General features: G+C 72.9%; 12 protein-coding genes and 1 tRNA gene. 6 read left to right on the top strand and 7 right to left on the bottom strand.

The features are described 5' to 3' along the window. Nucleotides 1-9: 9 nt before the first annotated feature. From DEJ21_RS10590 to DEJ21_RS10570, 5 genes are read right to left on the bottom strand one after another with little or no spacing between them, the layout of a single operon-like run. A complete protein-coding gene (locus DEJ21_RS10590; RefSeq protein WP_111224560.1) occupies nucleotides 10-561 on the bottom strand; it encodes a hypothetical protein in 552 nt (183 codons plus the stop codon). Continuing rightward, nucleotides 558-1,538: an aldo/keto reductase gene (locus tag DEJ21_RS10585; RefSeq protein WP_111224559.1), complete on the bottom strand. Its 981-nt coding sequence runs from the start codon at nucleotides 1,536-1,538 to the stop codon at nucleotides 558-560. Before DEJ21_RS10585 ends, DEJ21_RS10590 begins: the two co-directional genes overlap by 4 nt. Nucleotides 1,539-1,573: 35 nt before the next feature. Next, nucleotides 1,574-2,107 (bottom strand): hypothetical protein, encoded by a 534-nt coding sequence (locus DEJ21_RS10580; RefSeq protein ID WP_111224558.1) that lies wholly within the window; start codon nucleotides 2,105-2,107, stop codon nucleotides 1,574-1,576. A 42-nt stretch (nucleotides 2,108-2,149) separates the two neighbouring features. Further along, the gene (locus DEJ21_RS10575) at nucleotides 2,150-3,028 is read right to left on the bottom strand and encodes a hypothetical protein (RefSeq protein WP_111224557.1); all 879 of its coding nucleotides are present in this window, start codon (nucleotides 3,026-3,028) and stop codon (nucleotides 2,150-2,152) included. Next, a complete protein-coding gene (locus tag DEJ21_RS10570; protein WP_111224556.1) occupies nucleotides 3,028-3,672 on the bottom strand; it encodes a SatD family protein in 645 nt (214 codons plus the stop codon). Before DEJ21_RS10570 ends, DEJ21_RS10575 begins: the two co-directional genes overlap by 1 nt. A gap of 248 nt (nucleotides 3,673-3,920) precedes the next feature. Between DEJ21_RS10570 and DEJ21_RS10565 the strand changes: the two genes are divergently transcribed. The 5 genes from DEJ21_RS10565 (at nucleotide 3,921) to DEJ21_RS10545 (ending at nucleotide 8,263) form a co-directional block, all read left to right on the top strand. Then, nucleotides 3,921-6,092 carry a hypothetical protein gene (locus tag DEJ21_RS10565; RefSeq protein ID WP_111224555.1) on the top strand — a complete coding sequence of 724 codons (2,172 nt, stop codon included), beginning with the start codon at nucleotides 3,921-3,923 and terminating at the stop codon, nucleotides 6,090-6,092. Between the two features lie 54 nt (nucleotides 6,093-6,146). Further along, nucleotides 6,147-6,219, top strand: a tRNA-Val gene (locus DEJ21_RS10560). 207 nt (nucleotides 6,220-6,426) lie between these two features. Beyond that, the gene (locus DEJ21_RS10555) at nucleotides 6,427-6,966 is read left to right on the top strand and encodes a GNAT family N-acetyltransferase (protein WP_111224554.1); all 540 of its coding nucleotides are present in this window, start codon (nucleotides 6,427-6,429) and stop codon (nucleotides 6,964-6,966) included. 89 nt (nucleotides 6,967-7,055) lie between these two features. Beyond that, nucleotides 7,056-7,721 (top strand): hypothetical protein, encoded by a 666-nt coding sequence (locus DEJ21_RS10550; protein ID WP_146247745.1) that lies wholly within the window; start codon nucleotides 7,056-7,058, stop codon nucleotides 7,719-7,721. A 65-nt stretch (nucleotides 7,722-7,786) separates the two neighbouring features. Continuing rightward, a complete protein-coding gene (locus DEJ21_RS10545; protein ID WP_111224552.1) occupies nucleotides 7,787-8,263 on the top strand; it encodes a hypothetical protein in 477 nt (158 codons plus the stop codon). Nucleotides 8,264-8,394: 131 nt separating this feature from the next. Here the strand turns inward: DEJ21_RS10545 and DEJ21_RS10540 are convergent, their stop codons facing one another. Then, nucleotides 8,395-10,566 carry a phosphocholine-specific phospholipase C gene (locus tag DEJ21_RS10540; protein WP_111224551.1) on the bottom strand — a complete coding sequence of 724 codons (2,172 nt, stop codon included), beginning with the start codon at nucleotides 10,564-10,566 and terminating at the stop codon, nucleotides 8,395-8,397. A 238-nt stretch (nucleotides 10,567-10,804) separates the two neighbouring features. Between DEJ21_RS10540 and DEJ21_RS10535 the strand changes: the two genes are divergently transcribed. After that, on the top strand, nucleotides 10,805-11,572 hold the full coding sequence (locus tag DEJ21_RS10535) for a GntR family transcriptional regulator (RefSeq protein WP_146247744.1): 768 nt from the start codon (nucleotides 10,805-10,807) through the stop codon (nucleotides 11,570-11,572). An 84-nt stretch (nucleotides 11,573-11,656) separates the two neighbouring features. On the opposite strand, the gene DEJ21_RS10530 is transcribed toward DEJ21_RS10535, so the two are convergent. Next, on the bottom strand, nucleotides 11,657-12,985 hold the full coding sequence (locus tag DEJ21_RS10530) for a glycosyltransferase (protein ID WP_111224549.1): 1,329 nt from the start codon (nucleotides 12,983-12,985) through the stop codon (nucleotides 11,657-11,659). Nucleotides 12,986-13,299: the final 314 nt, after the last annotated feature.

Here is a 13,299-nt window from a genome sequence, read left to right as displayed (position 1 = left end):
GTTCCGGCGCTAGTCGTACTGCGGGGGCCAGTCGAAGGGGGCCGGCAGGTGCGGGACCTCGCCGACGGTCGTGACGACGAGGACGACCTGGCGCAGGTCCGTGAGCTCGATCGAGCGCGGGTTGCCGATCCTCCGGTGCCCGTCGACCCACACCGTCAGTTCGCCGCGCAGACCACCGACGTGCTCCGGACCGAGCGAGACGCCCCACTCGTCGAAGAACTGCCCGAGCGTGAACGTCTGCTCCGTCGGGGACTCGACGTGCACGATGCCCGACGTGTCGTGCGTGTGGATCTCCGCGGCGAACTTCCGCTCGTCGGAGTGCCCGATGTTCGCCGGGACGGTCACCGGCTCGTCGCCGTCCAGGATCGTCAGGTGCGTGTGCACGTGCTCGGCCAGCCGCTCGCCCCAGACGTTCCGGAGCCCGGCGGACTCGGCGCGGGCCGTCAGGTCGGACGGCCGTGGCCAGGGTGGAGCGTCGCGGGTGGTGACCGCTCCGGGTGCGGCGCACCCGGACAGCAGCAGGAGTGCGGCCACCGCGACCGCGACGCTCCGCAGGTTCACCAGCGGTCGTGGACGCTCGCGCGGAACCACGTGTCGTACAGGTCGTGCACGGTGGCGTCGAGGCCCTCGATCGGCGGCAGGTCGCCCGCTGCGGCGTTCGAGCGCGCCTGCTCCGGGTTGCGCGCGCCGGGGATCGCCGCGGTGACGCCGTCCTGCGCGATGATCCATGCGAGCGCCGCCTGCGGGACCGAGACGGCGTCCGGCAGGGACGCCGCGAAGGTCTGCGCCGCGCGCACGCCGTCGTCGTAGTCGACGCCGCTGAAGGTCTCGCCCTGGTCGAAGGCCTCGCCGTGACGGTTGTAGTTACGGTGGTCGCCCTCGGCGAACGACGTGTCCGTCGTGTACTTGCCCGAGAGCAGCCCCGAGGCCAACGGGACGCGCGCCAGGATGCCGACCCCTGCCTCCCGGGCCGCCGGCAGCACGCGGTCGAGCGGCTTGAGACGGAACGCGTTGAGGATGATCTGGACGCTCGCGACGCCGGGCCGGGCGATCGCGGTGAGGGCCTGGTCGGCGGTCTCGACGCTGACGCCGTAGGCTGCGATCGAGCCGTCGGCGACCAGCGCGTCGAGGGCGTCGTAGACGGCGTCGTCCTCGTAGACCGGGGTCGGCGGGCAGTGCAGCTGCACGAGGTCGAGGGTGTCCTGCCCGAGGTTCTTCCGGGAGCGGTCCACCCACTCGCGGAAGTTCACGGCGACGTAGTTCTCGGGGACCTGGTCGGCGCGACGGCCCATCTTCGTGGTGATCGTCAGCGGCACGTCGGGGTTCGCGGCACGCCACGCGCCGATGAGCTGCTCGCTCCGGCCGTCGCCGTAGACATCGGCGGTGTCGAACAGGGTGACGCCCGACTCGACGGAGGCGTCCATGACGGCGTTCGCGTCGGCTTCGGAGACGGGACCCCAGTCACCGCCGAACTGCCAGGTGCCGAGGCCGATGGGGGAGACGGAGCGGCCGGTGCGGCCGAGGGTGCGACTCTGCATGGGTCCGAGCGTAGTCAGACGTGCGTGGGCGGGGTTCAGCCGATCGTCGAGACGCCGCGGCGCAGGAGCGCTCGCGCTGCCCGCGCGCGGGGGATGACCCAGACGGCTGCCCACAGGGCCATCGCGCTCCAGAGCAGGATGAGCATCGTCGTGATGAGCGTGCCGTGCTGGTCGCGCATCGACCACGTCATCGCGATCCACAGCACGCCCAGGACGACCTTGCCCCAGCCGGCGCCCTCGCGGTCGGCCTGGGCCTGCACGAGCGGGATCCACTGGTCCGCCGGCACACCCGCGGGTACCTGCCCGTCGGCGATCCACTCGCGCACGACGATCGACCGTTCGTAGCCGCCCTCGGAGCGCCAGGCGCGGCGCTGCAGGACGACGGCGATCGCGGCACCGGCCACGGCGGTCGGGATGCCGGCCGAGACCAGGACGGTGGTGGTCGCCTCGGTCCACGAGGACAGGACCAACATGACCAGGACGACGGCGAAGGCCGCGCCCGTCACACCGGCGCCGAGCAGGCGGAGCCGCCCGGCTTCGTCGAGGACACCGACTCCGACACCGTTCACGGGGAGAGCGTACCTGCGGTGATCGGGGGCCGGGGGTGTTCGTCAGCCCAGTGCCAGCAACCAGCACATGCCGGCGGCGGCGAAGGCCATCGCCCAGCTCACCAGGCTGCCGATCAGGAAGTACTCGGCCTGGTAGCCGGTCGTCTCGCGGCGGATCTCGGGGAACCGGACGATCCCCTTCGCGGCGATCAGCGCGGCGACGACGGGGAAGGCGCCGGCCAACGAGAACCCGGCCAGCAGCAGGCGCTCGATCGGGCCGATCATGCGTCCGCCTTTGAGGGTGACCGTGCCGTCCGTTTCGGCGTCTGCATTTGCGTCTGCGGTCCCGTCGGTGGCGCTCGCCCGGGCGGTGCGGCGCCGGTCGAAGCGCTTCCGGCGAGCCGGCTCGGCCGCCACTGCACCGGGCCGTGCGTCGGGCGACAGTCCCGGTGGCAGCGCCTGGGCGACGACCACGTTGGCCGAGTCGACCAGGAACAGTGCGGACCCGATGCCGGCGACGAGCGCCGCGAGCGGCACCGCTCCGACGAACGCCGTGCCGGCGTCACGGTGCCAGTCGACCACGAAGCCGGAGGCTTCGGCAGCCGGCGCCCAGAGCAGCAGCACGGCGACGGCGACCGCGAGCAGGACGGCCGGCCAGGACCCCGAGCGACGGAGCCAGGGGAGTGCCCGATCGCGACCGCCGGGTGCGCCAGCGGACCGCACCGGGATCGTGGTCGCGACCCACAGGGCTGCGAGGACGACCGCGACCAGCACCGACCAGACTGCGAGACCGAGGCCGAGGACCGTCACGGTCGTCACTGCGGCCCAGAGCAGGACGATCACCGTGCTGGTCAGCACGCGCCGTGGTGCCGCGTCGGTCCCGGTCCGCGCGCGGACGACGTCGGCGAGCCCGACGAGGGTCAGGAGGACTCCGGCGAGCATCAGCGGCCCCCGTCCCCGAGGACACGCAGGCCCTCGACCAGGGCGGCGACGCCCGACTTCTGCACGGACTGGGACACCGCCGACGGGGTGATGCCCTCGTCGGCGGCGATCTGCGCCTGCGTCCGACCCTGCACCAGACCGAGTGCGATCCGGCGTGCACGGGGTGCGAGCCGCGAGACGACGTGGTCGCGGCTGAGGAAGTAAGCGTTCACGAGTCGCTCCGTCGTTCCGTGGCGGTCGTCGGCGTCGTGGTACCAGGACCGCAGGAACGCGGTCCGGCCGTCCTCGCGCCGGTGGGTCTCGTTGATGGCGTCCCGCGCCGACCACCAGCCCGGGCCGTCCTGCAACGGTCCGGCGCCGCCGGTGCCGATCGTCCGGACCTGCCCACGGCCGATGCCGAGGCGGATCTGCACGGTCGGGGGGAGTGCGAGGGTCGCGGCCGTCGTGGCCAGCAGCGCGTCGGTGAGCGTGGCGTAGATGACCTGGAACTCGTCGCCGACGGTGGCGCGCAGGGGATCGAGTGCGGTGACGTCCGCGGTACTGTCGAAGGCGTGCTCGACGTCCTGCTGGGCTGCGGGGCGGTCGTCGAGCGTGCGGGAGTCGACCAGGTCGACGATCACGGCGATCACGGGCTCGGACTGCATGGGTTAAGCGTAGAGCTTCATATCGGCGAAAGTAAGCCTTGGGCTAAACCATTCGGGTCGGCCGTCCTCGCCAGTGCGCGGGTCCGCGCCTGAAATGTCACCTTCTGGACCTCCGGCGTCGAACCTGACAGCATGGGCGGACGCTGTCGGAGGGGGACGAGCAGATGGATGGTGCACGACCGGGGACGGGAGTCGCCAGGGCGGGTTCGGCCGAGACCGCGGTGCGGCGGCAGGACGGTCCACCACCCGTGCCGTCGATCGCGTCGAGCGGGGGCCGCGCGGTGCTCGCCCTCGTCGTGCCGTTCGCTGCCGGGTTGCTGCTGGCCGGGCTGGTGCTCCTGCTCGGCGTGCCGGGTGGTCGCGTTGCCCTGGTGAACGGTGCGTTCGCGGCGCTCGACGGCTCCGGGGTGCCCGCGGCCCTGTTCGCTGTGGGCGCGGTCATCGCGGCGCTCGGGGTCGGTTTCGGGGTGACCGCATCCACCGCGGTCATGCTCGCAGCCGCAGACGACGCGGTGGCGGGGCCGCGCGACTCCTGGCGGTGGTCGGTCCACCACTGGCGGCTCGTCGTCGAGGCCGCTCTCGTCGCGTTGGTGGGGGCGGCGGCGGGGACAGCCATCACTGTGTCGACGCGGGCAGGTGGGTGGGGCGCCGTCGTGATCGTCGTGCTGCTGGCGGTCGGTGCCGTCATCGCGGCGCCGCTGCTGCTCGGCTGGGCGTTGCTCGTGGCCGGTGTGCCCCATCGATCGGCCTTCCGTCGTGCCTGGGGATCTGGTCGGGTCGTCGTCCGTGGTGGGCACGAGGCGACGGCGACGCCGCGCCGTGCGCTCGTCGGCGGAGCGACACTGATGACGGTGCTCGGGGTCGGCGTCCTGCTGCTGCTGCGCCTGTTGCCGCCCTCCGCGCTCCGGAGCAGCGTCGTCGTTGCCTGGTGTTGCATCGCCGTGACCGGTCTGGTGCTGTTGGTCGTCGCGATCGCGGTGCGCGGCGCCGCCACGCGGAGCGAGGGTGGTTCGCTCCGGTCACCGCTGACGGGGGACCCGGTGGCCGGGGGACGACGGACGTGGCCCGGTCCCATCGGAGCGGGCGTGTTGCTCGCGCCGGCGGTGATGTTCGCTGTGATCGTGTCGAGCAACCCGCTCGGGGTCGTGCAGTACGACGCCGCGTCGATCGATGCGCGCTCCATCTCCGGTGGAGACGTCGCCGATGTCTCAGGGAAGACCACTGTCGTGAACGCGCCGTACACGCCGCCGAGCAGCCTGCGGATGTGTCGGCACGCATCGTGCGACGAGGCCACGGGGATGCCCAGCCGGACACTCGGATCCGCGGTCGGCAGCGCGGGTGACGGTGGGCTGCTCGCCGCCCAGTGGAAGGTGCGGTTCGAGGACGAGGTCGCGCAGCAGTACGAGCTCGAAGTCGTGCACTCACGTGCGGACCAACTCGATGTGGCACCGAAGTCGGACGATGCCGCCTGGCCCGCGGGGAGACGGGCGGAGCAGCGTGACTCCGCCGACGAGGCACCGGCCGTCGATCGCCCGGAGGGGCGCCGCACCACGGTCGCCGCCGTCGACATCGTGGAGACCGATCAGGGGCGCGTCAGCTACTGGATGACGGACGTCGCCATCGCGAGTTCCGGCGATCGGCCGGTGGTGGCCGGGATCGCCCGCGGCGGTGAACCGGAAGGGCGCTCCCACCTGGTCGCCGTGTTCTGCGAGGACGTGTCCTGCGTCGAACACACGGTTCGGCAGGTGGCGCTGCCGTGGATCCCGCCGCTGGACCACCAGGGTGTGGACGTCGCCGTCGCGCCGGACGGCACCGCGGTGGTCTCGCTGGTGTCGGAGACCGACGCTCGTTCGCCGACCTTCACCGCCCTTCGGCTCGTGTCGTTCAGCCCGGACGGCGGCCAGCCCGTCGTCCGCGACCTGTCGCACGCGATCCCGCCGGGGGAGCCGGTCCGGGCGTGGGACGAGGCGTACGACGCCCGGGTGGCGATCGGCGGCGACGGGAACCCGGTCGTGCTCGCGCGGTCGAACGGGATCGCGACCCAACGGCTGACCTTCTGCGCGGATGCGTCGTGCTCGTCTTCGTCACACACGGACATCACGCCGAACGGGCCGACGAACCTGCTTCCGGCGTTCGTCATCGACCGATCGGGGCGGCCACTCGTCGCGCTCCGTGACGAGGAACGCGGCACTCTGGGACTGCTCTCGTGCCGTGACGCACGGTGCACCAGTTCCGAGCAGACGACGATCGCCCGGTTCCCGCCGGTGCAGGACGAACGGTCGAGCACCAGCACGCTGGCGATCGGTCTCAGCGCCGACGACACCCCGATCGTGCTGTCCGGTGGCGTGTCGGAGGACCGGGACGAGGACGCGCAGGGACTCGTGATCCGCTGCGATCGACCCCGGTGCGGGGTGTCGTGACGTGCCCGCCTGGTTCGACGACGATCGAGCGCTGACGCCCTAGGATCGTGGTGAGGGCCTTTAGCTCAGCTGGTAGAGCGCCACGTTTACACCGTGGATGTCGTCGGTTCGATCCCGGCAGGGCCCACCGAGCCATCGCTGGCCGGTCTCCCACCGGGACCGGCCAGCGATCCGTCAGTCGCCGAGGGGCCACAGCCGGAAGCGTGCTCGGAACGCAGGCGACGACTCGTAGCCGACCCGACGCAGGCGCCCAGAGCACGCCCGCGCCCGCCCAGTGCATGAGCGTGCGCAGAGCTCGGCGAGATGCCTGTGCGCTGCGTGAGAGCATGCGGTCGTGACAGACGAACCCCTGCTCGAGATCCGGTCGGCGTCCGAGACCGACGCGGCGTCCGTCGCTGCGGTCGTCGTCCGTTCGTACGCCAACGAACAGGGTTGGGTGAGCGACGCCGAGCTGGTCACCGGGGAGCGGACGAGCCCGGACCAGGTGCGTGCGATGATCCGTGCCCCGCGGTCGGTGGTGCTCGTCGCGGTCCACGACGCCACCATCGTCGCGACCTGTCACCTGCGGGCCTCCGACCGGGCGACCGCGCACCTCGGCATGCTCGCTGTGGACCCGGCGTGGCAGTCCCGAGGCATCTCCCGGCGGCTCCGGACCGCGGCGATCGCGCACGCCGAGGAAGCCTTGGCGTGCGATTCCGTCGAGCTCGAGGTGCTCAGCGTGCACGAGGGACTGCGACGCGTGTACGAGCGAAGCGGGTTCATCGCGACGGGCGAGACCCGACCGTTCCCGGCACACGTCGCTCACGTCGCGGGACTGCACTTCGTCGTGCTCCGGAGATCGCTCGGCGGGTCCGGACAGACCCCGGACGTGTGACCGGGCGGCGCGCCGCTGCCGGGACCCGTAGGCTCCGAGTCGGACCCACCGGTGCACGGGGCGCACGGCGGGATCCGAGGGGGAACCACATGTCCATCACATCCAGGATCACCACCGCGGGGACGGCGACCGTGATCGTCGTGCTCGCACTCTCGGGCTGCGCCGGCACCGGCACCACCGCACCGGGGACGGAGCGAGCGGCAACGCAGTCGTCGACACCGACACAAGCGCCGACCCAGGCACCGACGGAGACGCCGACCGCGCCGACCACCGTCGACTCGGCCACGAAGGACCTGTCGTTCGAGGACGGCGACGCGCTCTCGGCGAGCACCCTGCCCGCCTTCGGGCTCGAGGTCTCGGCACTCGACGGCTGGGAGCAGACCGGCGAGGACCCGACCACCGGGTCGCGGGAGTACACGAACACCGACGGCTCCGTGGCGACGATCACGCAGCAGCGGCTCACCGACCTCGACCCGACGATCGGGGACCGCGCCGCCACCGAGCAGTTGTTCACCGCGGCGGGTCTCCCGGCCGACCGGCTCGAGGAGCAGCTGCTGCCGACGATCACCGGCGGCACCGCGCAGTTCCTGTCGATCGCCGGGCACAACACGGACGGGTCCTGGTCGGCGACGGTCGCGCGTGCCTTCGCGAAGCCCGGGGCCGCGCTCATCGTGAAGGTCCGGACGACCTCGCAGGATGCGCTCCGTCCCGACCTGCACGCGATCCTGGTCAACGCGAAGGTGGTCGTCGCCTAGCGAGTCGAGCCGGTGCGTCGGGGCGCCGCGACGGGCGCCCCGACGTGTCCCTATGCTGAGTCCTCGTGCGCCGCTCCGTCCGTCTCCTGACCGTCCTCGTGATCGTCGCCCTGTTCGCCGTCGGGGTCCTGGCAGCGGTGGTCTTCATCCAGCGGGTGCTGGCGGATCCGGCAAGCGACGTCGCCTGGGTCGGCATCGTCCGGGCGATGGGGTTCATCGTCATCGGGGTCATGCTGACACTGCTCGGACGGCGAGGGCTGCCCGCGGCCGTCGACGCGATCAACCTGCTCGCCGACGCCGGTCCGGTGCGGCCGCTCACGGTCGTGGTGTGGGTCGTCCTCGGCGCCACCATCTACTCGATCCTGCGCGGCTGGACGGTGAACGTCCCCGTCGCGGCCGTCGTCGGTGCGATCGTGGTGGCGTTGCCGTTCGTCGAACGCCTCCTGGACGCGGCGCTGGCCCGGCAGGCTGCGCGAGCCGACGCCGACGCCGCGAGCCCGGTCACACCGGTGGCATCCGCCGGGACCGCCGCCGACGCGTGAGACGGCACGCGGGACGGACGTGAGACGGTCACGAGACGGGACGGGAGGCCCGGTGCCAGCTGGCACCGGGCCTCCCGTCCGTCGTGGACGCGGCCTGACCGCCCCTGCCGACCCACGCGGGTCGGCCCGCCTCAGCGCTCCGCGCGCCCGGCGAAGCGGTACCGGAACCCGGGCACACCGTCGGCGGTGACGACCACGTCGTAGTACCCCCACTCGTCGAGCGGCCAGTGCATCGTCTTGTGCCCGGAGCCGCGGACGTGCGCGGTCTCGCGGTGCTCCACGAAGTCGTTGGCCACGAGCACGAAGCGGAGCTCGGCCCGGCCGGTGTTCTCGAGCAGGAGCTGCAGGGTGCGCCGACCGCGGGTGTCCCGGACGACGGAGACGTGCGGGACGCCGCCGGTCGCCCGACCACCGACGGCGACGGTGCCGGCGAAGCGCCGGAGGAACCGGTCGGGTCCGTAGACGCTGACGTCGTACGCGCCGGCGGTCGTCGTGGTGTCCCACTCCCAGTCGGCGGTGGCGCCCACGGGGACGGTCTTCGGGTGGGCGGCGAACGGCATCGCGGTGTTCGGGTACACCAGCAAGTTGACCCCCTGGCGACCGTCGTTCGCGAGCGTCACGGTGACCCGACCGGTCCGGTGGTCGACGGTCGCGTCCGCGTGCTGTCGGTAGGGCAGGCTCCGACGGCGGACGGTGCCGGGCTCCTGGACGGGCACGGTCTGCGCACCGATCGCCGGTTCCTCGATGGGCGGCTTCGCCTGGTCGGCGTCGGCGGCCGCGACCAGCGCGCGGGTCTGCTCGATGCCGGGGACCTCGTCGGCGCCGGGGATGCTCGCGTCGGGGGCGCTGAAGTCGAAGCAGCTCGTCAGGTCCCCGGAGACGGTCCGCCGCCAGTCGGAGATGTTCGGCTCGCGGACGCCCGTGACGTGTTCGAGGAACTGGATCACGGACGTGTGGTCCGCCACCTGCGAGTTGACCCACCCGCCACGGCTCCACGGGGACACCACGGTCATCGGCACGCGGGCGCCCATGCCGATGGGCAGGCCGTCGACGTACTCGTCGGGGGTGCCGGGCTCGGCGAACGGGGGCACGACGTGGTCGAAGTACCCGTCGTTCTCGTCGTAGTTGACGAGCAGGACGGTCGAGGCCCAGGTGTCCGGGTTGCTGAAGAGGGCCTGCACGACGGCGTTCGTGTAGTGGGCGCCGTAGTCCGGGCTGGCGGCCGGGTGCTCGCTCCAGCCGTAGGGGGCGACGACGTACGACACGGTCGGCAGGCTGTTGGTCGCGCAGTCCTGCCCGAACTGGCTGAGCAGGTGGGTGACGTCGAGGCCCTTGCCGGAGTTCGGCTTCCACCCGTCGTGCAGCCCGGCACGTGCGGCGAGCTCCTGCTGAGCAGGGTCGGATGACGCGAGCGCGCGGTGGTACTGCTCGAACAGCCAGAGCGGGTTGTCGCCGTAGTCGCCGACGTACGGGTCGGCAGAGCTGTCGCCGACCTCGTCGTTGGCGTAGGTCTTCCAGGTGACGCCGGCCGCCTGCAGCCGTTCGGCGTAGGTGGTCCAGGCGAACACCGGTTCGTAGTCCGCCGGGTTGTCGGTCGCCGGTCCGCCCTGGGTGCCGCGGGGGTCGATGGTGCCGGACCACTGGTACAGGCGGTTCGGCGTCGTCGGCCCGTTGAGCGAGCAGTGGTAGTCGTCACAGACCGTGAAGGCCCCGGCGAGTGCGCGCTGGTAGGGGATGTCCTCGCTGGTGAAGTAGCCCATCGTCTGGGCGCTCTTCGCATCGACCCACCGGTTCCAGGCACCGCCGTTCCACGCGGTGTGCCCACCGCCCCAGGAGTGGTCGAGGCCGTCGGCGTTCTGCGCGTTGAACCGGGTGGTGTCGAGCCGGAACGGCAGCATCGCGCCTCCGTCGGTGCGGGCCGCCGCCGGCTGGTGGAAGACGTCGTGTCCGGTCGGCAGCTCGAGCGCCTGCTTGTCCGAGAACCCGCGGACCCCGGGCATCGTGCCGTAGTAGTGGTCGAACGACCGGTTCTCCTGCATGAGCACGACGACGTGCTCGACATCGGCGATCGTGCCGGTGGGGACGGCACGGGCGGTCGCGGCGCTGGCGCGGTCGGCCGCGCCCGGTCCGAACGCGGACCCTGCCGCGACGCCGGCCATGATCGCTGCTGCGCCGCCGACCAGGACCGTCCGGCGGCTCAGGCCGGGGCGGACCGCTGCGGTGTACGCCGCGTCCGGGGTCAGCGGTGGTGCGGCGTCCAGGCTGACGTCGGGTGCGCCGTGTTCGGGCTTCCTCGTGCTCATCGCAGGCCTTCCAGGTCGTGGGAGTGCGGGCGCTGCGGGGGAGGAGCACCCGTCAGCATGACAACGAGGTGCGCTGAACCGTGCCTTGCCCGGCCGTGGCGGCGGGGTGAACGCGTCCGGTGGAGTCAGGATCGACCTGTCCAGGTGCACCGAGGCTGGGCCCTGTGGTTCCGGTGTCGATCCCACGAGGACTCCGACGCACCTGGACAGCTCGGCCGCGGCGGGGGAGGATCACCGGGTGCGACCACTGTTCCGGGACATCGCCGAGGACCTCGCCGACCGGGTGCTCCGCGGTGAGTTCGACGCCACGGGTGTCCTGCCGGCCGAGCACGACCTGGCGGCCGACTACGCCGTCGCGCGCGGCACCGTGCGGAACGCGCTCGAGATGCTCCGCGACCGGCAGGTCCTGACAGCACGTGCCGGCTCCCGCTGGCGTGTGCGCACCACGACGCTCGGTCACGACGCGGGCGCGCTCGAGTCCTTTGGTCAACTGGCCAGGGCCCGGGGGCACGAGCCCGGCGGGCGGGTCGTGGCGGTCGAGGAACGGCCGGCCACCGTGCGCGAGCGGCGCCTGTTCCGCGCCGCGCACGACGAGCCCGTCCTGCACGTCGTGCGGGTGCGCTCCCTCGACGGTGTGGACGTCATGCTCGAGCGCACCGCCTACGCGCCGTGGGTCGCCGCCGTCATCCGGACGATCCCGGGCGGGCAGACGTCGGTGTCGGCGACCCTGGAGGACCGGTTCGGCATCCGGGTCGGTGCCGCCGTCACCACCGTGGACCCGCTGCTGGCCGACGACGCCGACGCCGCGCTCCTCGGGGTCCGGCCCGGCGCGGCCCTCCTGCAGGTACGTCGGTCCAGCACCGCCGAGGACGGCCGCCCGCTCGAGGCGGGCGACGACCGGTACGTCGCCGGGACGGTGCCGCTCCGGATCCGGACGGCGTCCGCAACGGCAACGGCAACGGCACCGGCACCGCGGACCGGCACCGGGCACGACGACGCCGGATGAGCCGGACGGGAGGCCCGGTGCCAGCTGGCACCGGGCCTCCCGTCCGTCTCTACGCGACCCCACGACGTGGGTCGGCAGGCGGGATCAGCGTCGCTGTGCGCCGTCCGCGGCGGCGGCCGCCGCCAACCCGGCCTCGATGACGTCCACGGGGTCCGGCAGGGCCGCGATCGACGCCGCGACCTGTCGACTGCGGGCGCGGTGGGTCGGCGTCGCCAGGACTTCGCGGACCGCCCGACGGATCGCCGCCGGCCGTGGCGTCCCGGAACGCAGGTTCCGCCCGCACCCGGCCCACGCGACCCGGGTGGCGACCTCCGGCTTGTCCTCGGTCGACCCGGCGACCACGAGCGGCACGCCGTGTGCGAGGGCACGCTGCACGCCGCCGAACCCGCCGTTCGTGACGACGACGCTGCACCGCGGCAGCAGCTGGTCGTAGGGCAGGAAGGTCGCCACCCGGGCGTTGGCGGGCAGTGCCGTGCCGAGCGCGCGGTCGACCTGGCCGACGGGGCGGCCACCGGTGGTCGCGACGACGAGGACGTCCTCGTCCGCCAGCGCGCGGAGCGTCGGCGCGATGAGCCGGCCGAGGTCGACGGTGTCGATCGTGCCCTGGGTCACGAGCACCACCGGGGAGTCGGTGTCCAGGTCGTCCCACCACGCGGGCAGGTCGGCCCCGGGCGTCGGTGCCGCGCGGGCCACGACCGGACCGACGAACCGGACCGAGTCGGGGAGCTCGCGCCGCGGGTACTCGAGCTCCGCGACGCTCAGCTGGAACAGGGTGTCGAACGCGCGGTACGCGAAGTCGAAGGTGTCGATCGTCGACGGCGGTGCCCCCACCTCGGCGAGCACGGCGTCCACCGCTCGACGCAGCGGCCGGGTGAGCACGGGGTGGATCGCGGCGGTGAGCAGTCGGTTGCGCGCGCGAGCCACCGGCCCGCGTCCCGGGGAGAGCGCAGTGCCGAAGGGTGCCGCGTCGACGCTGGTGAGCGTCACCGGGGTGGTCGCGATCCCGAGCACGGGCAGACGCTCCGCGGACGGCAGGGCCAGGTACGGCGCGAGCCCGGTGAACGACGCCTCGCCGAGCACCGCGTCGAAGCGCCCCGCTGCCAGCAGGGCCGTCAGCGCGCGGTACTGGGACGGGATCGCGCGGACGAACATGGCGATGATGCCCTCGCGGACGACGGCGATCCCGCGTGCCGCACTGGCGTCGGCGAGCCGCTCCTGCAGATCGGCGTCGTCGAAGTCGACGTCGGCGGGCAGCGCCACGAACCGGAGCCCGGCGCCGACGACGAGGTCGCGGTACTTGGACCCCGTCAGGACGGTGATCTCGTGGCCGCGTTCGGCGAGGTCGCGGCCCACGTCGACGAGGGGCGCGAGGTGGCCGTAGACGGGCGGGGCGCAGAGCAGGTACGAGGACACGGGTGCCGCTTCCGTCGGGGGATGGCCGGACGTTCGGAGCGTAGGCGCGGCGAGCAGGCGCGTGGCGCGGCACGGACTGGGAGTGGGTGAGAGTCCTCGAGCATCGGCACCCTCGTGACGCGCGTGCGGCCCGCGACGTGGGCGGGTGACGGACAGGATGCCCGGTGCCAGCTGGCGCCGGGCCTCCGGTCCGTCTCGTGACACCCCAGGACGCGGGCCGGCGTGCGCGGGCCGGCCACCTGTTTCGGCGGTCGCGCGGTGCGGGAGGTGGGAACAGACTCGCAACGTCGACGAAACACGCGCCCTGTGGGGTG

It is taken from the genome of Curtobacterium sp. MCSS17_006, from assembly GCF_003234215.1.
GTDB classification, from domain to species: domain Bacteria; phylum Actinomycetota; class Actinomycetes; order Actinomycetales; family Microbacteriaceae; genus Curtobacterium; species Curtobacterium flaccumfaciens.
Note: the sequence above shows the minus strand (reverse complement) of the source record. Positions and strands in the feature narration are given on the sequence as shown.

What these genes read in the sequence shown, in the direction of transcription:
- DEJ21_RS10550 (WP_146247745.1), top strand. Translation starts at nt 7,056, where the DNA reads ATGTCCATCACATCCAGGATCACCACCGCGGGGACGGCGACCGTGATC.
- DEJ21_RS10570 (WP_111224556.1), bottom strand. Translation starts at nt 3,672, where the DNA reads ATGCAGTCCGAGCCCGTGATCGCCGTGATCGTCGACCTGGTCGACTCC.
- DEJ21_RS10585 (WP_111224559.1), bottom strand. Translation starts at nt 1,538, where the DNA reads ATGCAGAGTCGCACCCTCGGCCGCACCGGCCGCTCCGTCTCCCCCATC.
- DEJ21_RS10540 (WP_111224551.1), bottom strand. Translation starts at nt 10,566, where the DNA reads ATGAGCACGAGGAAGCCCGAACACGGCGCACCCGACGTCAGCCTGGAC.
- DEJ21_RS10575 (WP_111224557.1), bottom strand. Translation starts at nt 3,028, where the DNA reads ATGCTCGCCGGAGTCCTCCTGACCCTCGTCGGGCTCGCCGACGTCGTC.